The sequence below is a fragment of the Rhizobium pisi genome (genome assembly GCF_003938655.1).
Classification (GTDB): domain Bacteria; phylum Pseudomonadota; class Alphaproteobacteria; order Rhizobiales; family Rhizobiaceae; genus Rhizobium; species Rhizobium pisi.
Genome location: NZ_RJJT01000023.1, coordinates 15,565 through 34,944 on the forward strand (window position 1 = coordinate 15,565; position 19,380 = coordinate 34,944).

Annotated in this window: 20 protein-coding genes; 9 read left to right on the forward strand and 11 right to left on the reverse strand. The window is 63.3% G+C overall.

The genetic code is table 11. The features are described from left to right. The first annotated feature begins 21 nt into the window (after nt 1-21). The 3 genes from repA (at nt 22) to repC (ending at nt 3,769) form a co-directional block, all read left to right on the forward strand. Entirely contained in the window at nt 22-1,230 is a 1,209-nt protein-coding gene (gene repA / locus EFD55_RS26200; protein WP_125848934.1) for a plasmid partitioning protein RepA, read from the forward strand. Between the two features lie 70 nt (nt 1,231-1,300). Further along, nucleotides 1,301-2,272 (forward strand): plasmid partitioning protein RepB, encoded by a 972-nt coding sequence (repB, locus tag EFD55_RS26205; RefSeq protein ID WP_125848941.1) that lies wholly within the window; start codon nt 1,301-1,303, stop codon nt 2,270-2,272. Between the two features lie 210 nt (nt 2,273-2,482). Next, nucleotides 2,483-3,769 carry a plasmid replication protein RepC gene (gene repC, locus EFD55_RS26210; protein WP_125848943.1) on the forward strand — a complete coding sequence of 429 codons (1,287 nt, stop codon included), beginning with the start codon at nt 2,483-2,485 and terminating at the stop codon, nt 3,767-3,769. 11 nt (nt 3,770-3,780) lie between these two features. Here repC and EFD55_RS26215 read toward each other — a convergent pair whose 3' ends face one another. The 4 genes from EFD55_RS26215 to EFD55_RS26230 form a co-directional block, all read right to left on the reverse strand. Then, a complete protein-coding gene (locus EFD55_RS26215) occupies nt 3,781-5,586 on the reverse strand; it encodes a methyl-accepting chemotaxis protein (protein ID WP_125848945.1) in 1,806 nt (601 codons plus the stop codon). A gap of 10 nt (nt 5,587-5,596) precedes the next feature. After that, nucleotides 5,597-6,583, reverse strand: coding sequence for a cytochrome-c peroxidase (locus EFD55_RS26220; RefSeq protein WP_125848947.1), 987 nt, complete (start codon nt 6,581-6,583; stop codon nt 5,597-5,599). 191 nt (nt 6,584-6,774) lie between these two features. Then, nucleotides 6,775-7,986 (reverse strand): MFS transporter, encoded by a 1,212-nt coding sequence (locus EFD55_RS26225; RefSeq protein ID WP_125848949.1) that lies wholly within the window; start codon nt 7,984-7,986, stop codon nt 6,775-6,777. A 117-nt stretch (nt 7,987-8,103) separates the two neighbouring features. After that, nucleotides 8,104-8,586 carry a ProQ/FINO family protein gene (locus EFD55_RS26230; RefSeq protein ID WP_125848951.1) on the reverse strand — a complete coding sequence of 161 codons (483 nt, stop codon included), beginning with the start codon at nt 8,584-8,586 and terminating at the stop codon, nt 8,104-8,106. A 259-nt stretch (nt 8,587-8,845) separates the two neighbouring features. Here EFD55_RS26230 and panC point away from each other — a divergent pair, with 259 nt between their 5' ends. Further along, nucleotides 8,846-9,766 carry a pantoate--beta-alanine ligase gene (gene panC, locus EFD55_RS26235; protein WP_125848953.1) on the forward strand — a complete coding sequence of 307 codons (921 nt, stop codon included), beginning with the start codon at nt 8,846-8,848 and terminating at the stop codon, nt 9,764-9,766. Continuing rightward, nucleotides 9,763-10,584, forward strand: a complete 822-nt coding sequence (panB, locus tag EFD55_RS26240; protein ID WP_125848955.1) for a 3-methyl-2-oxobutanoate hydroxymethyltransferase — start codon at nt 9,763-9,765, stop codon at nt 10,582-10,584. Before panC ends, panB begins: the two co-directional genes overlap by 4 nt. Nucleotides 10,585-10,755: 171 nt before the next feature. On the opposite strand, the gene EFD55_RS26245 is transcribed toward panB, so the two are convergent. Beyond that, on the reverse strand, nt 10,756-11,685 hold the full coding sequence (locus tag EFD55_RS26245; RefSeq protein ID WP_125848958.1) for a hydrogen peroxide-inducible genes activator: 930 nt from the start codon (nt 11,683-11,685) through the stop codon (nt 10,756-10,758). 144 nt (nt 11,686-11,829) lie between these two features. Here EFD55_RS26245 and katG point away from each other — a divergent pair, with 144 nt between their 5' ends. Continuing rightward, the gene (gene katG / locus EFD55_RS26250; RefSeq protein WP_125848960.1) at nt 11,830-14,019 is read left to right on the forward strand and encodes a catalase/peroxidase HPI; all 2,190 of its coding nucleotides are present in this window, start codon (nt 11,830-11,832) and stop codon (nt 14,017-14,019) included. Nucleotides 14,020-14,232: 213 nt separating this feature from the next. Here katG and EFD55_RS26255 read toward each other — a convergent pair whose 3' ends face one another. The 4 genes from EFD55_RS26255 to EFD55_RS26270 form a co-directional block, all read right to left on the reverse strand. Continuing rightward, nucleotides 14,233-14,643, reverse strand: a complete 411-nt coding sequence (locus tag EFD55_RS26255; protein ID WP_125848962.1) for a type II toxin-antitoxin system VapC family toxin — start codon at nt 14,641-14,643, stop codon at nt 14,233-14,235. 35 nt (nt 14,644-14,678) lie between these two features. After that, a complete protein-coding gene (locus EFD55_RS26260; protein WP_125848964.1) occupies nt 14,679-14,900 on the reverse strand; it encodes an antitoxin in 222 nt (73 codons plus the stop codon). A 106-nt stretch (nt 14,901-15,006) separates the two neighbouring features. Then, nucleotides 15,007-15,627, reverse strand: a complete 621-nt coding sequence (locus tag EFD55_RS26265) for a pyridoxamine 5'-phosphate oxidase family protein (protein WP_210276356.1) — start codon at nt 15,625-15,627, stop codon at nt 15,007-15,009. Beyond that, nucleotides 15,602-16,306, reverse strand: a complete 705-nt coding sequence (locus tag EFD55_RS26270; RefSeq protein ID WP_125848968.1) for an SDR family oxidoreductase — start codon at nt 16,304-16,306, stop codon at nt 15,602-15,604. Before EFD55_RS26270 ends, EFD55_RS26265 begins: the two co-directional genes overlap by 26 nt. A 106-nt stretch (nt 16,307-16,412) precedes the next feature. On the opposite strand from EFD55_RS26270, the gene EFD55_RS26275 reads away from it, so the two are divergent. Further along, nucleotides 16,413-17,288, forward strand: coding sequence for a LysR substrate-binding domain-containing protein (locus EFD55_RS26275; RefSeq protein WP_125848970.1), 876 nt, complete (start codon nt 16,413-16,415; stop codon nt 17,286-17,288). Nucleotides 17,289-17,347: 59 nt separating this feature from the next. Here the strand turns inward: EFD55_RS26275 and EFD55_RS26280 are convergent, their stop codons facing one another. After that, the gene (locus tag EFD55_RS26280) at nt 17,348-17,854 is read right to left on the reverse strand and encodes a MarR family winged helix-turn-helix transcriptional regulator (RefSeq protein WP_125848972.1); all 507 of its coding nucleotides are present in this window, start codon (nt 17,852-17,854) and stop codon (nt 17,348-17,350) included. Nucleotides 17,855-17,937: 83 nt separating this feature from the next. Here EFD55_RS26280 and EFD55_RS26285 point away from each other — a divergent pair, with 83 nt between their 5' ends. Next, on the forward strand, nt 17,938-18,312 hold the full coding sequence (locus tag EFD55_RS26285; RefSeq protein WP_125848974.1) for a nuclear transport factor 2 family protein: 375 nt from the start codon (nt 17,938-17,940) through the stop codon (nt 18,310-18,312). 77 nt (nt 18,313-18,389) lie between these two features. On the opposite strand, the gene EFD55_RS26290 is transcribed toward EFD55_RS26285, so the two are convergent. Then, nucleotides 18,390-18,854: a nuclear transport factor 2 family protein gene (locus EFD55_RS26290; RefSeq protein ID WP_125848976.1), complete on the reverse strand. Its 465-nt coding sequence runs from the start codon at nt 18,852-18,854 to the stop codon at nt 18,390-18,392. A gap of 136 nt (nt 18,855-18,990) precedes the next feature. Here EFD55_RS26290 and EFD55_RS26295 point away from each other — a divergent pair, with 136 nt between their 5' ends. Next, nucleotides 18,991-19,362, forward strand: a complete 372-nt coding sequence (locus EFD55_RS26295; RefSeq protein WP_125848978.1) for a winged helix-turn-helix transcriptional regulator — start codon at nt 18,991-18,993, stop codon at nt 19,360-19,362. Nucleotides 19,363-19,380: the final 18 nt, after the last annotated feature.

The window sequence follows — 19,380 nt, forward strand, 5'->3', positions numbered from 1 at the left end:
TTATCCGAGAGATTGCTGCCGATGAACGCTAATTTGAACGCCTTGAGAGAGGCGCCGTTGCATTTCGAGGATCAGATTCTCGAGCAGGGCGACGTGATTTCGAAGAAGCTGCATCTCTTGAGCGTGCAGCGCTTCCCGCCCAATGCGCAGAAGACGCTGCGCAACTTTTCTCTCGCCGAGGTCGCCAATTATGTCGGGGCCTCGCAGAGCACGCTGAAGAAACTGCATCTCGAAGGCAAAGGCCCCTGCCCGCAGACCTCGCCTTCCGGGCGGCGCTCTTACAGCGCGGCGCAGATGCTGGAGCTGAGGCGCTATCTCGACGCGCATGGCCGCTCCGAAAGCCGCATGTATGTTCCCCATCGCCGCGGCCATGAAAAGCTGCAGGTGATCGCCGTCGTCAACTTCAAGGGCGGCTCGGGCAAGACGACGACATCAGCCCATCTCGCCCAGCATCTGGCGCTGACCGGCCACCGCGTGCTTGCCGTCGATCTCGATCCACAGGCATCGCTCTCCTCCCTTCACGGCTTCCAGCCGGAGTTCGACCAGGCCTCGTCCCTTTATGAAGCGATCCGTTACGACGGCGAGAAGAAGAAGCTTTCGGAGATCATTCACAAGACGAATTTCCCCGGCCTCGATATCGTGCCGGCCAATCTCGACCTGCAGGAATATGAATACGACACGCCGCTCGCCATGGCAGACAAATCGACCAATGACGGCAAGACCTTCTTCACCCGCATCTCGCGCGCGCTGGCCGAGGTGGACGACCGCTACGATGTCGTCGTCATCGATTGCCCGCCGCAGCTCGGCTACCTCACGCTGACGGCGCTGACAGCGGCGACCAGCGTGCTGATCACCATCCATCCGCAGATGCTCGACGTCATGTCGATGGGACAGTTCCTTCTCATGCTCGGCGGCATCCTGAAGCCGATTCGCGCCGCCGGCGCCGAAGTGAACCTCTCCTGGTATCGCTATCTCATCACCCGCTACGAGCCGACCGACGTGCCGCAGGCGCAGATGGTCGGCTTCATGTCGACGATGTTCCACGAGTTCATGCTGAAGAACCAGATGGTCAAATCGACGGCGATCTCGGATGCCGGGATCACCAAACAGACGCTTTACGAGGTCGAGCGCGCTTCGATGAACCGGGGAACCTATGACCGGGCGCTGGAGGCGATGGACGCTGTCAATGCTGAGATCGCGGATCTCATTCATCAGGCTTGGGGGCGGTGAATTTGTCGGCTGACAAATTCACGATTTCCCCAAGCCGAATCAATTGGTTCACTGCCGATCGGAGGACGTGATGGCACGAAAGAATCTGCTGGAAGGGCTGGCCAGCATGCCCGACGAGAGCGCGGCCTCGAACTATCCCATGCGCGGCGCGGGCCGGTCGCTCGTCCGTTCGCTGGATGAGCTCGCCAAGCAGGCGGAAAAATTCCTGGAGGGCGAGGCGGTCGTCGATCTCGACCCCGATGTTGTGGAAGCTTCCTTCGTCAAAGACCGCCTGTCCGAAGACGACGAGGATTTTCAAGCGCTGGTCGAGGCGATCCGCGCCCGCGGCCAGGATACGCCCATCCTGGTGCGTCCCCACGGCAAGATCGACGGACGCTACCAGGTCGTCTTTGGCCATCGCAGGCTGCGCGCGGCCCGCGAGCTCGGCCGCAATGTCAGGGCCGTCGTCAAGACGATGGATGACCGCACCCATGTGATCGCCCAGGGGCAGGAAAATTCGGCCCGGGCCGATCTCACCTTCATCGAGCGGGCGCTGTTTGCCGGGCGGCTGGAGGAACTCGGCTACGACAGGGAGGTGATCTCGACAGCACTTGCCGCCAATGCGGCATCGGTCTCCAAGATGATGTCGGTCATGGAACGCATCTCGCCGGAGGTCGTCCGGGCGATCGGAGCAGCGCCCGGCGTCGGCCGCGAGCGCTGGGTGGCGCTGTCACTGCTCGCCGGCAAGGCATCGAATGCGGCAAGCGTCGCCCAGGTCCTGCAAGACGACAACTTTCATCAGCTACCTTCCGACAAACGTTTCGAAGCGCTTTACGCGGCGCTGAACAAAAGTGCGCGGCCGGTCAAGAAGACGGTCGCAGCAAGGAAGGACACATGGCAGCCGCGGGACAAGGCGGTCCAGGCGGAAATGAAGAATGACGGCAAGGCGTTTTCGCTCTCGATGAAGGCGAGGAATGCCGGCCGTTTCGGAGAATTTCTCTCCACCAGGCTGGATGCGCTCTACGAGCAATTCCTCGCCGAGGAGGGCAAACAAGGAGACTGAAACCGCAAAAGAAAAAGGCCCCCAAACGAACGAGTCGTGGAAGCCCTTCTCATATCCTTAGCAAGACAGAGAATCGCATTTTCACGAATCCCCGTCAAGAGTCCTGTAGCGCCGCGCGTCCTTTCAGGCGCACAAATAACGTTGCAGCACTCTCAACCCTCGCATCGTTTCGGTGAGCGGATTTCTTTTGCCTGATTAGAGGTGAAGGAAATGGAGAGTGAGTATGTGACGACGCCCTTTGGGCGGCGGCCGATGTCGCTTGCCATGCTGTTGAAACAGCGGCGAGGCGAAGCAATCGAGGCCGGGACGACACGCAACAAATGGAAACTGTTCCGATCGGTCTGCGAGGCCCGGGCAGGGCTCGACGTGACCGACCGGGCGCTCACCGTGCTCGATGCGCTGCTGACGTTTTTTCCCGACGACGAGCTGTCGAGTGAAAAGGCGCTCGTGGTCTTTCCCTCGAATGCGCAGCTTTCGCTCAGAGCCCGCGGCATGGCGGCCGCGACATTGCGCCGGCATCTCGCCGTGCTCGTCGAGGCCGGCCTCATCTCGCGCAAGGACAGCCCGAACGGCAAACGCTATGTTCGCCGCGGCAGGGAAGGCGGGATCGACGAGGCCTACGGCTTCAGCCTCGCCCCGCTTCTCGCCCGCGCGGTCGAGATCGAGACGATGGCGGCAAGGATCGCCGCCGACCGGCAGATGCTGCGCGGGATGAAGGAGCGGGTGACGATCTGCCGGCGCGACATTGCCAAGCTCATCTCCGCGGCCGTCTGGGAAGCCGTTCCCGGCGACTGGGAGCGTATGTCTTCGATCTACCAGGCGATCCTGCAGCGCATTCCGAGGGCCGCAACGATCGAAAACCTCGCGCCGATCATCGAAGATCTCGAGACGATCCGTCAGGATATCGTCAACCTGTTGGAACTGCATGAGAAAACGCAGATGACGAGCACCAATGAATCCCAGATTGGGCGCCACATACAGAATTCTCACCCTGAATCCATATCTGAATCTGAACCGGGCTTGGAAACGGGAGACGAGCTGAGCGGGAATTGCGAGCCGAGGACGGAGCCGGAACGCGAGCCGGTGGAGACGCCAGGAAATGGTCGGGATGGATCAAGCTTCTCCATCCGCACGAGCGTTGGGAAACTGAAATCCTTCCCGCTCTCCATGGTGCTTCAGGCCTGCCCCGACATCGCCGACTATGGGCCGGGCCGCTCAATCGGCAGCTGGCGGGATCTCATAACGGCCGCGGTCATTGTGCGCTCGATGCTCGGCGTCAGCCCATCGACTTATGAGGAGGCGGCAAGCGTGATGGGACCGGAAAACGCCGCCACCGTCATGGCTTGCATCCTGCAAAGGGGAGGCTGCATCCACTCCGCCGGAGCCTATCTCAGGGACCTCACGCGACGCGCCGGACGGGGCGAGTTTGCGCTCAGTCCGATGCTGATGGCGCTTTCGCGTGCGAAGAGCCTGCTTACCAGCGGGGCAGGTACATGATCATGCCCCGCTCAGGCGGCGTCGCGATAGCTTCGCGCGCCGGGCTCCGGCCTGCCCAGTTCGAACTGGGTGACCAGTTCGCGCAGGCGTTCGGCTTCGCCGGCGAGCGTGACGCTGGCGGCGGTGGTTTCCTCCACCATTGCGGCGTTCTGCTGGGTCACCTGATCGAGCTGGCCCATGGCCGAATTGACTTCCGACAGGCTGGTGGCCTGTTCGCGCGCCGAGCCGGCCAGCGCTTCCATGCGCTGGTTGATATCGACGATGAAGCGGCCGATGTCGCCGAGAGCGGCACCGGTGTGATTGACCAGTTCGACGCCGCTCGCGACCTTGGCGGATGCCCGTCCGATCAATTCCTTGATCTCCCCGGCGGCCTGGGCCGAGCGCTGGGCAAGCTCGCGCACTTCCTGGGCGACGACGGCAAAACCCTTACCGGCCTCGCCGGCACGCGCAGCTTCGACGCCGGCATTCAGCGCCAGCAGGTTGGTCTGGAAGGCGATCTGGTCGATGACGCCGATGATATTGTTGATCTGCTTGGAGGATTCCTCGATCTGACTCATGGCGTCGACCGTCTGGGCCACCACCTTGCCCGAGGCCATGGCGCTGCGATTGGCGTTGTCGGCAACATTGCGCGCCTCTTCGGCGATCTTGAAGGCTTCGGTCACCTTGGCGGTCACGGCATCCAGCGCGGCGGCGGTCTCTTCGAGCGTCGCCGCCTGCCGCTCGGTGCGGCCGGAAAGCTCGTTGGAGCCGTTGTTGATCTCACGGGTGCGGGAATTGATGATCGACACGCTTTCGGACACGGACAGCAGCGTGCCGCCGAGCTGCTCCACCGAGGCGTTGAAATCCTGCCGGAGCGGTTCGAATTCCGGCGCGAACCGATCCGTAAGCTTGAAGGCGAGATCGCCCTCGGCAAGCCGTTTCAGGCCGGTGGCAAGGCCAGATGTGGCGACCTTCAGCCGCGCCGCCGCACTTCGCTCCGCCTGCTCCTGGTCGGCGAGCCGGTTTGCTTCGGCCAGACGCCGGTTTTCCTCGGCCTGGCTTTCAAGCCGGATGCGGGCGATGGCGTTCTGGCGGAAGACCTCAACCGAGCCCGCCATCAGGCCGATCTCGTCGCCGCGTCCTGCATAGGGGATCGCCTTATCCGTCTCGCCGGCGGCCAGTTCCTGCATGGAGTGGGTGATGCGCTGGATCGGGCGCGACACATGCCGGGCGATGGCGATGAGAATGCCGAGGCCGATGATGGCGGCAAGGCCCGCGAGCGCTAGTTCGGTTTCGATCTTCGTTTCCAGCGCGCTGCCGGCCTCCGTGACGCTCTCGGTCGCGATCTTGTCGACGATGGTGTTGACGGCTGTGATGCCGGTCAGGATCGCCTGCTGCGAGCGCGCGAGCTTCTCGGCGGTCGGCACTTCGTCGGCCTGTTGCAGGCCGAGGCTGACCTTGACGTCCTTTTCCCAGGCGCCATGCGCCTCGCGCAGCGAGCGCACGCCCTCGGTCAGCGAAGTCGCGAGATCGATGCGGCCAAGCTCGTCCAGCGATTGCGACAGCGCGCCATTGCTTTCGTCGAACGCGGCCTTGACCTCGGACGCCGGTACGAAATTCGTCATCGACAGTACCCGGTCGACCACCGACGTCGCCTGCCGGAACTGCTGTTCGATATGGGCCGAGGCCAGCTTGGCGTTCACCGCCTCCTGTACCACCGCGGCAACCCGGGCCTGGCCTGTCACCGCCTGGTAGCCGATCAGGAAGGCGCTGCCGAAGCCGACGACGATCGTCGCCACCATCGGCACGAGGATCTGCATGCGTATGGAGAGTTTCATGGCACGCACCTCAGTTCGGCAGCGTCGGCAGGGGAATGTCCTGCTTTTCGGCGGTCAGGGTTCCCAGGAAGGCGATCAGGTCGTTGCGGTCCTCGTCCGTCAGCAGGAAGGCCGTCATCGCGGGATCGAGCGAAGGACGGCTGACGCCGCCGCTTTCGTAGTGGGCGATCACCTCGTCCATGCTCTTCAGGCTGCCGTCGTGCATATAGGGGCCGCGATAAAGCGTGTTGCGCAGGCCCGGCGTCTTGAAGGCATGCTGGTTGTTCGGGCTGCTCGCATCGATCTTGAAGCGACCGAGATCCTCGTCCGGCATACCGATGTCGTGAAACTTGTTGTCGGTAAAGTTCCAGCCCGAATGGCAGGCGGAACAGCCGGCGCTGCCGGTGAAGAGATCGAAGCCGCGCTTGGCGCTGTCGGAGACGGCCTTCTCGTCGCCGTCGACCCAGCGGTCGAAGGGCGACCAGTTGGAAACCACCGTCCGCTCATAGGTGGCGATCGCCGTCAGGATCGTCTCCCTTGAAATGCCCTTGTCGGGGAAGACTTCGCCGAACCACTTCTTGTAGTCGGGTATGCCCTGCATTTCGGTCACGGCGGTTTCGAGCTTGCCGTTCATTTCGGCCGATGCGGTGATTGGGCCCGCCGCCTGCTCCTCCAGGTTCGGCGCGCGGCCATCCCAGAAGAAAGGCGATACCCAGGCGACGTTCAGTACCGTCGGCGCCTGGCGCCCGAGCGCGGTATTGGCCGCGCCGATCGGCGTTTTGACCGGCGTCTCGAAGCCGAAGGAAGGATTATGACAGCTGGCGCAGGTCATGTTCTTGTTGCCGGAAAGCCTCGGGTCGAAGAACAGCATCTTGCCGAGCGTCGCCAATTGAGGCGAATAGGCCGTCACCTTCTCAAAAGGGACCGTCAAAGGTCGCTTGTAGGCGGAAAGATCGCCGGCAGCACCTGGCTGGACTGCGGCTATTGCAAATAGGGAAACTGCAACCAGAAAACGCATCGGTTTAGCACGTCCAGCAAGATTTAAAAGCTGAAGCTAAAATTAGCGTAATTGCGTTAAAGCTCTGTAAAGCAAGAAATACTTGAGTAATGCTGGAAAGTATTAACTACCTGACGTTGCAGAGAAAATAGTTGCGCCCCGGAAATACAATCAGATTGAAGCGTTCATTGGTCGTTCAAGCACAATACTCTTCAAGACTTCTGCGAGATGGGCGCTTTCACGATGAGGAGGGCGACGCCCGCGAGCGCAGCGAAGGCAGCGCCGGCGACGAACGTCACGGCGGGGCCCGCCCCCTCCCACAGGGCGCCGGCGATGACGCTGGTAAGCAGCAGTGCAACTCCCGAGACGAGATTGAAGGCGCCGAACGCCGTGCCGCGCAGATCAGCGGGTGCCGCGTCCGCGACGAGCGCCGCGAAGACGCCCTGCGTCGATCCCATGTGCAGACCCCATAAGAGCACGCCGAGAGCAAGGCCGGGAAAGCCCGGCAGGAAGGCGAGCGCGAGATCGGCGGCGATCAGCAGGCCGATACCGATCAAGAGCAGCGTCACCCTGTCGAACCGGTCGGCAAGGATGCCGATCGGATAGGCGGACACGGCATAGACGAGGTTCATGCCGATGAGGACGAGCGGCACCCACATGACCGGCAGGCCGAGCCGCCCGGCATCGAGCAGCAGAAACGCCTCGCTGAACCGCGCCAGCGTGAAAATTGCCGCCACCGCGGTGACCAGCCAGTAGGCAGGGGGAAGGCGGAGCAGATCCTGCCTGCGCAAGGGAATGCGCGCGGTATTGCTTGCCGCAACCTTGGGCGGCTCCCGGACGAGAAACAGGACGATGCCCACCGACACTAAGGCCGGAATGACCGCGATCCAGAAAACAATGTCGAAGCGGTCGGCGGTCCACCACATCAGCACCAAAGCAAAAGCCGGCCCGAGAAAGGCGCCGACCGTATCGAGCGACTGGCGCAGCCCGAAGCTAGCGCCGCGGATGTCAGGCGCGGTTATATCGGCGATCAGCGCATCGCGAGGCGCACCCCGGATGCCTTTGCCCACCCGGTCGACAAAGCGCGCGGCCACCAGCCAGTCGATCGACGGCGCCAGCGGGAAGACCGGTTTGGTCAGCGCCGCCATGCCGTAGCCCGCAAGCACCAGCAGCTTGCGCCTGCCGAACCAGTCGCTGATCGCGCCCGAGAATACCTTGGTGATGGCGGCCGTCGCCTCGGCGATGCCTTCGATGATGCCGACAGAAAGGGCCGAGGCGCCGAGCACGGTCACCATATAAACCGGCAGCAGGGCGTGGATCATCTCCGAGGAGACGTCCATGAACAACGAGACGAAGCCCAGCGCCCACACCCCGGCAGGAATCGCGTGGCGCGGTTTGCGGCCCTTCATCGTGATATCAGCCATCCCTCCTCCTCGCCGGGCCATGCCCAATGTGCTGCTGCGATCCTGCGCTGTAAACATCCACGCAGCCTCTATCCCTGGGAATTGCCGAGGGACGTCGTCAGCTCATCAGGACCGGAGTCATTCCACCCTGTTGGCGGTATTTCTCTTGCCGAGGAGGGCCGCGCGGATCTGCTCGCTCTTGCTCAACAGGGGAGGGGGAACCGGCGCCTCCTTCTCGGGCGTCTCGGTCTTGGCGGCGCTCTGCTTGAGGCTGAGGAACCGTTTCTGCGCGACCAGCCGGTCTTCCTCAGACAGCGGCTCGACCGGTTCGCCGTCAAGGTTGTGACGCATGGAATCGGGCTGGGCGCTGGCGAAATAATAACGCCGGCAATGGACATAGGCGGCGGTGGCGCGCCGGAGCGTCGTGACACCGGCGTCGGGTTTCAGGAGCGCGCGCAGCTCATTGAAAAGGCCGACGGCGAAGGGGAGGACCGGATCGCCTGGCTTGGCCGGAAGCACGCCGATGGGCCGGATCAACAGCGTGTTGATCGCGCTTGCCTTCTCCACGTCGAGCTCGCTCGCGGCAATCTGCCCGCGGCTGATCTTCCAGGGTTTGTCCATGCGTCCTCCATAGCGACCGACTGTGATGGTATCTTGACGGAGAGGGTAGATTACAGGCGCAGGTCGCACAATGGAGGCTCCCGCGCAAGCCCGGCGACGAAACGCCGCTTCTGGCCGGCAAAGCCCGGCTTAAAGCATGGCGTTATCGGGCGGGCGCTCCATCTAATCGTTATTATGGAGGAATATGCATTGACCTCTCGCACGGATTACACTTCTTATCCGCGCCCAAGATGAGGTGACCGGCCGCAGGGGAGGATACATGCGGGTTTTCGCGAGCATTGACGAGCTGCGCCACACGCTCGACGCGTTGAAGCGGCAGGGCCGCACTATCGGCCTCGTGCCGACGATGGGCTATCTCCATGCCGGGCATATCAAGCTCGTTGCGCGCGCCCGGGCCGAGAACGACATCGTCGTCGTCTCGATCTTCGTCAATCCGCTGCAGTTCGGCCCGGCCGAAGACCTCAGCAAATATCCGCGCGACCTCGAACGCGATGCGGCCATGCTCAGGCAGGCCGGCGTCAATTTCCTCTTCGCCCCGGGCGTCGAGGACATGTATCCCCACCCGATGAAGACGGTGGTTGACGTTCCCGATCTCGGCCGCGAGCTCGAAGGCGAAGTCAGGCCCGGGCATTTCGCCGGTGTGGCCACCGTCGTCTCCAAGCTTTTCAACATCGTCCAGCCGCAGACCGCCTATTTCGGCGAGAAGGATTACCAGCAGGTCGTCATCATCAGGCGCATGGTGGAGGATCTCGCCATGCCGGTGCGGGTGATCGCGGTGCCGACCGTGCGCGACAGCGACGGCCTCGCATTGTCCTCGCGCAATGTCTATCTCAGTCCCGAAGAACGGCGCGCCGCGGTGATCGTCCCGCAGACCCTCGACGAGGCCGAGCGCCTGGTCGCCGAGGGGCTGAGCGATGCTCGGGAACTCGAAGCGAAACTCACGGCTTTTCTCAGCTGCGAGCCGCTGGCAAAGCCCGAGGTCGTCGCCGTCAGGGATGCGGAAACGCTTGCCCCGGTCGCCTCGATCGAAGAGCCCGTCGTCGTGGCGCTCTTCGTGCGCGTCGGCTCGACGCGGCTCCTCGACAACAGGGTGGTCGCAGGCAATAGAACCGGCCGCGACAATAAAATCGTCCGGGACAGCAGGATTGCCGGCCAGCCGGGCAAGGGAGTGAAGAAATGAGCGCCACCATATTTCAGAAGCGCCTGACGCCGACGCGCATCGCGGCCATGAAGGGCGGCAAGCCGATCGTCTGCCTCACCGCCTACACGACGCCGATGGCGCGGCTGCTCGACGAGCATTGCGACCTGCTGCTCGTCGGGGATTCCCTCGGCATGGTGCTCTACGGCATGGAAACCACGATCGGCGTCACGCTCGACATGATGATCGCGCACGGCAAGGCGGTGATGCGCGGCGTCGCGAATGCCTGCGTCATCGTCGACATGCCCTTCGGCAGCTATCAGGAATCAAAGGAGCTCGCCTTCCGCAACGCCGTGCGCATCATGCAGGAAACCGGCTGCGACGGCGTCAAGCTGGAAGGCGGCGAGGAGATGGCCGAGACCATCGCTTTCCTCAGCAAGCGCGGGATTCCCGTGCTCGGCCATATCGGCCTGATGCCGCAGCTCGTCCACACCGCGGGTGGCTATCGCTCGGTCGGCCATTCCGAACACGAGACGTCGAAGATCCGCCGTGACGCGCATGCGATCGGCGGCTCCGGCGCCTTCGCCGTCGTCGTCGAGGGCACGGTGGAGCCGCTCGCCCGCGAGGTGACGACGGCTATGCACATACCGACCATCGGCATCGGCGCGTCTTCGGCCTGCGACGGCCAGATCCTGGTCACCGACGATATCCTCGGCCTCTTCAACGATTTCCAGCCGCGCTTCGTCAAGCGCTACGACGAACTCGGCAAGCGGGTCGCCGACGCCGCCGCCGCCTATGCCGAGGAGGTGCGGTCGCGGAAATTTCCGGCGGCGGAGCATACGTTCAAGCGGCGGTCGTAGGAGAGGGCCGTTCACCCCTCCCCAACCCCTCCCCACAAGGGGGAGGGGCTTAACGTGCGGCCCTCGCCGCATTCACTCTTGAGCGCAGCATATGCAGCCGGCTTGTTGTTTTGTGAGGCGGTGCCACAGCTTAACCCCTCCCCCTATGTGGGGAGGGGTTGGGGAGGGGTCTTAGGCACCAACCGGGCGGCCATCGTCCATCACCCCGCGCATCGTCTCCGCAGAGCGGCGTACCGCCTCGGCGACCTCCCGCAGCTGCCTCGCCATCGGCGTCGAATTGCGCCAGACCATGCCGATCGTCCGCGACGGCTGCGGCGAGGGGAAGCGGGAGATCGAGACATGCGCCGAGCGCGTTTCGACGGGAACCGCCATCTCCGGGATCAGGGTGATGCCGATGCCGGCGCCGACCATCTGGACGAGGGTGGAGAGCGAGCTGCCTTCCATGATCTCCCGCGGGCGGGCAGAGCCGATATTGCAGAAGGAGAGCGCCTGGTCGCGGAAGCAGTGGCCCTCTTCGAGCAGCAGCAGCCGCATTTCGCGCAGCGCCTCGCGCTCTGGCACCGGCTTCTCCCCATCCTCGTGGCGCCTGACCAGCACGAATTCCTCCCTGAAGAGTTCGAGTTCGGTGAGCGAGGGCTCCGACACCGGCAGCGCGACAATCGCCATATCGAGCTGGCCCCGCGCCAGTTCCTGGACCAGCTTGCCCGTCTGCGTCTCGCGCACCTCGATCTGAATTCCGGCGAAGGATTTGTTCAGATCGTTTATAATCGCCGGCAGCAGATAGGGCGCGATCGTCGGGATGATGCCGATCCGCAGCCGCGCAAGGGAGGAATCGCGCGAGGCGCGCGCCAGTTCGCCTAGCTCGTCGACGGCCCGCAGGATATCGCGGACCCTCAGCGCGAAGGTCTGGCCGAACGGGGTGAGTTTCACCTCGCGGGCACTGCGTTCGAAGAGCTCGTTGCCCAACTCTTGCTCAAGTTCTTTGATCTGCATGGAGAGCGCCGGCTGGGAGATGGCGCAGGCGTCTGCAGCGCGCCGAAAGCGCCCATCCCTTGCCAGGGCTTCAAAATAACGTAGCTGTTTCAGGGTAAGATTTTTCATAAGTTCAACTTATCGCAGCCATCAGTAAATCCAACTTAAAATTATTAAACGCTTCCGATATGAAGGCTGCAAGGGAGAGAGCGGGGCACGAGCCCAGTTCATCTTTTTCGACGGCAGACGAATCAAGCAATGAAGGAGACGATCATGGACAACCCCACTGACAGCGCAGGCAAATGTCCTGTTGCCCACACGCATAAGGCTCCGACCGCCCGGACGAACCGCGACTGGTGGCCGAACCAGCTGAACGTGCAGATTCTTCACCACAATGCCGGCCGCGCCGATCCGCTCGGCAAGGCCTTCGATTATGCCGAAGAGTTCAAGAAGCTCGATCTCGACGCGCTGAAGAAGGATCTTCACGCGCTGATGACGGATTCGCAGGATTGGTGGCCGGCCGATTTCGGCCATTACGGCGGTCTCTTCATCCGCATGGCCTGGCACAGCGCCGGCACCTACCGCATCACCGACGGCCGCGGCGGCGCCGGCCAGGGCCAGCAGCGTTTTGCGCCGCTGAACAGCTGGCCTGACAATGCCAACCTCGACAAGGCCCGCCGCCTGCTCTGGCCAATCAAGCAGAAATACGGCAACCGCATCTCCTGGGCCGACCTGCTGATCCTGACCGGCAACGTCGCGCTCGAATCCATGGGCTTCAAGACCTTCGGCTTCGCCGGCGGCCGCGCCGACGTCTGGGAACCAGAAGAACTCTTCTGGGGTCCTGAAGGCACCTGGCTCGGCGATGAGCGTTACAGCGGCGAACGCGAGCTGGCCGAACCGCTCGGCGCCGTGCAGATGGGCCTCATCTACGTCAACCCGGAAGGCCCGAACGGCAATTCCGATCCGCTGTCTTCCGCCCGCGACATCCGCGAAACCTTCGCCCGCATGGCGATGAACGACGAAGAGACCGTGGCGCTGATTGCCGGCGGCCACACCTTCGGCAAGACGCATGGTGCCGGCGATCCGTCCCTGATCGGCGCCGAGCCGGAAGGCGGCGCGATCGAGGACCAGGGCCTCGGCTGGAAGAGCTCGTTCGGCACCGGCGTCGGCAAGGACGCCATCACCGCCGGCCTCGAAGTCACCTGGTCGCAGACGCCGACCAAGTGGAGCAACCATTTCTTCGAAAACCTCTTCGCCTTCGAATGGGAGCTGACGACGAGCCCGGCCGGCGCGAAGCAGTGGCAGGCCAAGAACGCCGAAGCCTCCATTCCGGATGCTTACGACGCTTCGAAGAAGCACCTGCCGACCATGCTGACCAGCGATCTGGCGCTGCGTTTCGATCCGATCTACGAAAAGATCTCGCGCCGGTTCCTCGAAAATCCGGCTGAGTTCGCCGACGCTTTCGCCCGCGCCTGGTTCAAGCTGACCCACCGCGACATGGGACCGAAGGTCCGTTACCTCGGCCCGGAAGTTCCGGCCGAAGACCTGATCTGGCAGGATGTGATCCCCGCAGTCGACCATCCCCTCGTCGACGACAAGGACATTGCCGACCTCAAGGCAAGGGTGCTGGCGACCGGTCTTTCCGTGCAGGAACTGGTCTCGACCGCCTGGGCGTCGGCGTCGACCTTCCGCGGCTCCGACAAGCGCGGCGGCGCCAACGGCGCGCGCATCCGTCTTGCTCCGCAGAAGAACTGGGAAGCCAACCAGCCGGCCCAGCTCGCCAAGGTGCTCGGCGTTCTCGAAAGCATCCAGAAGGACTTCAACGCCGCCCAGACCGGGGGCAAGAAGATCTCGCTCGCCGACCTGATCGTTCTCGCCGGTGCTGCCGGCGTCGAGAAGGCGGCGGCAGCCGGCGGCAATGCCGTCAGCGTGCCGTTCACGCCGGGCCGCATGGACGCTTCCGAAGCACAGACCGACGCACATTCGTTCGCGGCCCTTGAGCCGCGTGTCGACGGCTTCCGCAACTATGTGAACGGCAAGCGCCATCAGTTCATGAAGCCGGAAGAAGCACTCGTCGACCGCGCCCAGCTGCTGACGCTGACCGGACCCGAGATGACCGTCCTCGTCGGCGGCCTGCGCGTGCTGAAGGCTGGCAGCCCTGAGCATGGCGTCTTCACCTCCCGTCCCGAGACGCTGACGAACGATTTCTTCGTCAACCTGCTCGACATGGGCACGCAGTGGGCTCCCGCGCCCGGCAAGGAAGGCGTCTACGAAGGCCGCGACCGCAAGACGGGCGCCGCCAAGTGGACCGGCACCCGCGTCGACCTGATCTTCGGCTCGCACTCGCAGCTTCGCGCCTTCGCCGAAGTCTACGGCCAGTCCGACGCCAAGGAGAAGTTCGTCAGGGACTTCGTCGCCGCCTGGAACAAGGTCATGAACGCCGACCGCTTCGACCTCGTCTGATCCGCATTTCGCCCGGGCGCGGTTTCGGCCGCGTCCGGGCGTTTTCTTTTTGAGTGCTTTCGAATGGGACTGCTGCTCAGTTCCCTTTGTGGCTAGTGCCGTGTCCGCCCTTATCCTTGAGATGCGAAGGCCGAAAGCCTGAGCCTCGAAGGAGACGCCGCAGCGCCCCGTCTTGCATCAAGCGTCGGGGCACCTCAGGGTGAGGCTCTTGGCCTATCCCCGAGCCGTCCAGTCCTCGACGCGCAGGCCCTCGACACGCCTGAACTCGCCGACATTGTTGGTGACGAGAACCAGATCCCGGGCCCGGGCCTGGGCGGCGATCAGAACATCATGGGGACCGATCGGCGTTCCCTTTGCCGCCAATGCGGCGCGGATCTCGCCCGCGGCCAGCGCATCCTCCTGTTCGAAACCGACCGAGGGGAAATCTGCCATGAACAGGCGCAGGGTTTCGAGATTGTAGGAAGCTTTCGCGCTTTTATAAGCGCCGTAATAGAGCTCGTGCATGACGATGCTCGACAGCCCGATCGATCCCTCGTCGCTATCCATCACACGGGCGAGCAGCGTGTCGGTTTTACGGCCGATCAGGGCGATCACGGCATTGGTGTCGATGAGATGCGTGATCACTTGAACAGGTCCTGAAGACCAGGCCTCTCCTGATCCTAGGGCTGCTCTCGTCCCTCCGCCAGGAAATCGTCGCTGAGGCCGCGTTCGAGAGCGCTGCGCAACGATGCCCACCGCACGCCGCGATCGGCCCGCGGCCGCAGAATGACGGCATCGCCTTCCCGTGTGACTTCCACCTGGTCGACGTCGAAACGGAATTCCTTCGGCAGCCGGACGGCCTGCGAATTGCCGGATTGAAACACGCGCGCATATTGCGGCATGGGAGCGCCTCCCGCGATCTGTATATATTTTATTGTATATACGCGGCGAGCGGTGTTTTTACAAGGTTTGCGTGGAACGGGATTGATCAGGCGCGGATTCGCACTGCTACGGATTGACCCATCGGCAAGAGGCGAGGGCGCCGGTTTCGTCATAGGCAAAGATTGCCCTTCGATTGTCCGGCTGCCGCAGCTCGAACCAGTCGAGCGTCCGGGGCCGGAAGCGCAGGACGCCGAAGCGCGCCTTTCCCTCCGCTTCGTCGACAGGATCCGGCGGAACCGGCACGTCGATGGTTTCCAAGGCGCGCTCGTCCCCAGGCGGGCCGCCCGCATAGGTCATTCGCGTCCGGCCAGGCAGCCCGTTCCAGGCGGCGTCGGCGATTTCGCTTCCCGGACCATGACGTTCGACCCGTCCCTGAAGCCGCAACTGCAGGCGGGCCTGCGGGCAGAAACCCAGCACCGTGACCTCGGGATTTGCCGAGAGCTCCAGCCATTTCGCGCTGCGCGTATCGGTGTGAAATTCAAGGCTCCGCGTCGATCCGTCGGCGCTGCGCAGCACCACCATGCGCGCCTGCGCTCTCCCCTCGACGTCCACCGAGCACAGGTTCACATATCGGAAGCCCGAATGCGGGTTTGCCGCAGCCGTTTCAAGTTCCGCCCATGCCGAAGCGTCGATGTCAGTCAGGCTCACCGGCGGGCCTTTCTCAGATGGAACGGGCGATGCCGCCATCGACGCGGATGTTCTGCCCGGTGATGTAGCCCGCGCCGTCGGACAACAGGAAGGCGATCGTGGCTGCGATTTCCTCGCTCGTGCCGTAGCGGCCCATCGGAACGCTGTCGCGCCGCTCGTCGGTCGCGGGCAGGCTGTCGATCCAGCCGGGCAGGACGTTGTTCAGGCGAATGTTCTTCGCCGCATAGCTGTCGGCGAAGATCTTGGTGAAGCTCGCCAGTCCCGCCCGGAAGACGGCGGAGGTCGGGAACATCGGTGAGGGTTCGAAGGCCCATGCCGTCGAGATGTTGACGATGGCACCGCCACCCTGCGCTTCCATGATCGGCGTCACCAACCGGATAGGGCGCACTGCGCTCAGGAAATAGACCTCCATGCCCCTGTACCAGTCCTCGTCGGAAATTTCGAGGATCGGCGCGCGCGGGCCGTGGCCGGCGGAATTGACCAGGGCGTCGATCCGACCCCATCGCTCCATCGCCAGATCCACGAGCCGCTTCAGGTCGTCGTTCGACTGGTTCGAGCCGGTAACGCCGACGCCGCCCAATTCCTTGGCAAGGGCCTCGCCCTTGCCTGACGAGGAGAGAACGGCGATGCGATAGCCGTCCGCGGCCAGTTTCCTGGCGGCCGCGGCCCCCATGCCGGACCCGCCGGCGGTGATGAGAGCGACTTTTTCTTCAGACATTGAGGCCTCCGATGGCTGGTTTTCGCAAGCATTATGGCAGATGCCATCGGGACTTTCGCGCGAGAAAGAAAGCTGCCAGACTGTAGAAAATCTACTGGATACGCCGATGACTCAATCCCGCCGCACCCTGCCGCCATTGAATGCCCTGCGCGCTTTCGAGGCCTCGGGCCGCAGGCTGAATTTCCGCGCCGCGGCCGAAGAGCTTGGCGTCACGCAAGGGGCGGTCGCCCAGCAGGTTCGCGCGCTGGAAGACCAGCTCGGGCTCAGGCTGTTCTTGCGCCTTTCCCGCGGCCTTGCGCTCACCGCCTATGGCACGAGCTATCTGGCGGATGTGAGCCGCGCCTTCGACACGCTCGCAGAAGCGACCGGGCGGCTTTTGGACCGGCCGGAAACGGTGACGATCAGCGTCACCCCCACCGTCGCCACCAAGGTGCTGATCCCGCGGCTCGCCGAGCTCTACGCCGCCCTTCCCGATATCGACCTGAGAACGGTCGCCACCGAGGCGCTGTCCGATTTCGACCGTGACCAGGTTGATATCGCGGTGCGCCTCACGCGCCCGCCTTTTCCGGCGAACCTGCAGGCGCAGCTGCTGTTCCGCCAGGAACTGGTGGCGGTCGCAAGCCCGCATCTGGTCAAGGGCCTCACCCTGCCATTAACAGGCGAAGAGCTCCGCAAGCTGCCGCTTCTGCATGACTCGCACGATCACTGGCGGGTGCTTCTGCAATCCCGCGAGAAGCTGCCGGGTGCGACGTTCAACCATACGACATTGGCTCTGGACGCCGCCCTCGCCGGCCAGGGCGTCGTGCTCGCCTGCCGGGCTTTCGTCACGGCCGATCTCGAAGCCGGCCGGCTGGTGCGGGTGACCGAGGAGACGGCGACCATCGGACCCGACTATTTCCTCGTCCGCAAACGCTCGTCATCGCCGCGCAAGGCCGTCGACGCGGTCTGGGACTGGTGCGCGACGCGGCTATCGCTGCCTTAAAGCGCATCGCCTGAGCTCGGCAGAAGAACGGCGCGCCGCGCCGTTCGGAAGGGCCCGGATCACGTCCCAGCGCTTGACGATCTTGCCGTCCGCGCGCGCGGCGATGCCTCGGCGCTCGCGATCTTGTCGAGATTGGCGATCACGCGTGCGAGCAGGGCGACGAGCTGTTTCGCCTCCTCGTCCGTGAATCCTTCCAGGGCCTCGTGGTTACCCTGGAACAGGACTTCGATCGCGCTTGGCAGGCGTGCTTCTGCGGCTCGCGTCATCGAAACATGGCTGCTGCGGCCATCGGCCGGGTCGGGCATGCGCCGGATCAATCCGTCCCGCTCCATGCGGGCAAGCATTTGCGCCATCGGCGGCTGTTCGACTTTGGCGAAGCGGGCGAGATCGCGCTGGGTGCTCACCCCGCCGTTCCGCATCGCGACCAGCACCGGCAGTTGACCGACACCGAAGCCCAGTGGCTTCAGGCGCGCTTCGCTTAAGCGGGCGAAGCCTCGTGCCGCGAGGCTGATCAGGTGCCCAGGTGTCGAGAGCACATCCAGTTCCGTCGAATCTTTCGCTTGCACCGGTCCATCCTCTAATGCATACGTACGTATGTATATTGCGGCTTTCTTCCTGGCGCAACAGACACAAACGCGGAGAGAAGACAATGGACGGTGATATCGAAACCCTCAAACGCATCTACATCAGCTTCAACGCCCGCGATATTGACGGCGTATTGGCGTCGCTTGCCGAGGACGTCGCCTGGGCCAACGGCATGGACGGCGGCCACGTTCACGGCCACGAGGCCGTGCGCGCCTACTGGACCCGCCAGTGGAGCATGATAAGCCCGCACGTCGAACCTCTGGCCTTCCACAGGACTGCCGACGGTGCAATCGTCGCAGAGGTCAGGCAATCCATCCGCGATCTCCAGGGCAACCCTCTTCAGGACCAGACGCACGGGCTGAAAGACAAGATGATTGGACATGTCTTCCGCTTTCGAGACGGCAAGGTGGCTCGCTTTGACATCCAGGATGTCGCCTAAAGTGGAGCGCGGGCGGCAATCCCGAATTGGGCTGTTGGGCGCAAATCTGGGGCCGGCGGGAAGCCGGCCCCTCGACTTCAGAACATCGTGTTCTTGTTGGCTGCTTCGTTCGGAACAGCCTGGATCACGTCCCAGTGCTCGACGATCTTGCCGTCCTTGACGCGGAAAATATCGACGATGGCCTGGCCGCGATCATCAGCACCGTTCGTCGCATGCACATGCAGCCAGACGAGATCGCCATCGGCGGCGCTGCGAACGATCTCCGCCTTCGATTGGGCATTGTCCTTGAAGAAGCCGGAGAAGAAGGAAATCAGAGGCTTCTTGCCGTCGGGAACCTGGGGATTGTGCTGCCGGTAATCGTCCGCGAGGACCGAGGCGGCCGCTATATCATGCTTGTTGAAGAACCTGTCGTAGAACTCAACCACCAGCTTCCGGTTGGCTTCCTCGACCTTTAAATGCCGCGAGGCCGATTCAGCGAAAGCGCCGGAAGGCCCGGCAACGCCGGCCAGAACGACGAGTGCGAGTAGCGATTGAAATCTCATGCATCAAACTCCTTGGTATGGATCAGCGATCTAGTCTAAAAAAGAGACTATGGAGCAGGTCTATGAAACCTCGACATGCCGGGCAAGAAGGCATGTTTTGGTGGCAAGGTCAGCCCGCGATGACCAGGGAGAAGGCATGCCTGCAAAAAGGGACGAGCCGAAACAGCAGCCCGGGGCGGGGTGCCCGGTCAGAGGCGTGCTCGATCGTATCGGCGATCAATGGAGCCTGCTCACTCTCGCGGCGCTGGAAGAGGGGAAGAAGCGCTTCAACGAGCTGCTGCGCGAAATCGGAGACATCTCGAAACAGATGCTCTCCAAGACGCTGAAGCATCTCGAGCAGGACGGCTTCATCAGGCGCACCGTCTACCCCGAGGTTCCCCCTCGCGTGGAGTATGAACTGACGGAGATGGGACGCTCCTTTCTGGTTCCGATGAAGGCTTTGATCGGCTGGGCCGACCGGAACCATGCGGCCATCAAGAGCGCACGTCAGAGATACGAAACCGTGTAGCGCGGAGTTTTAAGAGAG

Excerpts from the sequence above, each read along its gene's own strand:
- repA (WP_125848934.1), top strand. The coding sequence starts at position 22 with ATGAACGCTAATTTGAACGCCTTGAGAGAGGCGCCGTTGCATTTCGAG.
- repB (WP_125848941.1), top strand. The coding sequence starts at position 1,301 with ATGGCACGAAAGAATCTGCTGGAAGGGCTGGCCAGCATGCCCGACGAG.
- repC (WP_125848943.1), top strand. The coding sequence starts at position 2,483 with ATGGAGAGTGAGTATGTGACGACGCCCTTTGGGCGGCGGCCGATGTCG.
- EFD55_RS26215 (WP_125848945.1), bottom strand. The coding sequence starts at position 5,586 with ATGAAACTCTCCATACGCATGCAGATCCTCGTGCCGATGGTGGCGACG.
- EFD55_RS26220 (WP_125848947.1), bottom strand. The coding sequence starts at position 6,583 with ATGCGTTTTCTGGTTGCAGTTTCCCTATTTGCAATAGCCGCAGTCCAG.
- EFD55_RS26225 (WP_125848949.1), bottom strand. The coding sequence starts at position 7,986 with ATGGCTGATATCACGATGAAGGGCCGCAAACCGCGCCACGCGATTCCT.
- EFD55_RS26230 (WP_125848951.1), bottom strand. The coding sequence starts at position 8,586 with ATGGACAAACCCTGGAAGATCAGCCGCGGGCAGATTGCCGCGAGCGAG.
- panC (WP_125848953.1), top strand. The coding sequence starts at position 8,846 with ATGCGGGTTTTCGCGAGCATTGACGAGCTGCGCCACACGCTCGACGCG.
- panB (WP_125848955.1), top strand. The coding sequence starts at position 9,763 with ATGAGCGCCACCATATTTCAGAAGCGCCTGACGCCGACGCGCATCGCG.
- EFD55_RS26245 (WP_125848958.1), bottom strand. The coding sequence starts at position 11,685 with ATGAAAAATCTTACCCTGAAACAGCTACGTTATTTTGAAGCCCTGGCA.
- katG (WP_125848960.1), top strand. The coding sequence starts at position 11,830 with ATGGACAACCCCACTGACAGCGCAGGCAAATGTCCTGTTGCCCACACG.
- EFD55_RS26260 (WP_125848964.1), bottom strand. The coding sequence starts at position 14,900 with ATGCCGCAATATGCGCGCGTGTTTCAATCCGGCAATTCGCAGGCCGTC.
- EFD55_RS26265 (WP_210276356.1), bottom strand. The coding sequence starts at position 15,627 with ATGGCGGCATCGCCCGTTCCATCTGAGAAAGGCCCGCCGGTGAGCCTG.
- EFD55_RS26270 (WP_125848968.1), bottom strand. The coding sequence starts at position 16,306 with ATGTCTGAAGAAAAAGTCGCTCTCATCACCGCCGGCGGGTCCGGCATG.
- EFD55_RS26275 (WP_125848970.1), top strand. The coding sequence starts at position 16,413 with ATGACTCAATCCCGCCGCACCCTGCCGCCATTGAATGCCCTGCGCGCT.
- EFD55_RS26285 (WP_125848974.1), top strand. The coding sequence starts at position 17,938 with ATGGACGGTGATATCGAAACCCTCAAACGCATCTACATCAGCTTCAAC.
- EFD55_RS26290 (WP_125848976.1), bottom strand. The coding sequence starts at position 18,854 with ATGAGATTTCAATCGCTACTCGCACTCGTCGTTCTGGCCGGCGTTGCC.
- EFD55_RS26295 (WP_125848978.1), top strand. The coding sequence starts at position 18,991 with ATGCCTGCAAAAAGGGACGAGCCGAAACAGCAGCCCGGGGCGGGGTGC.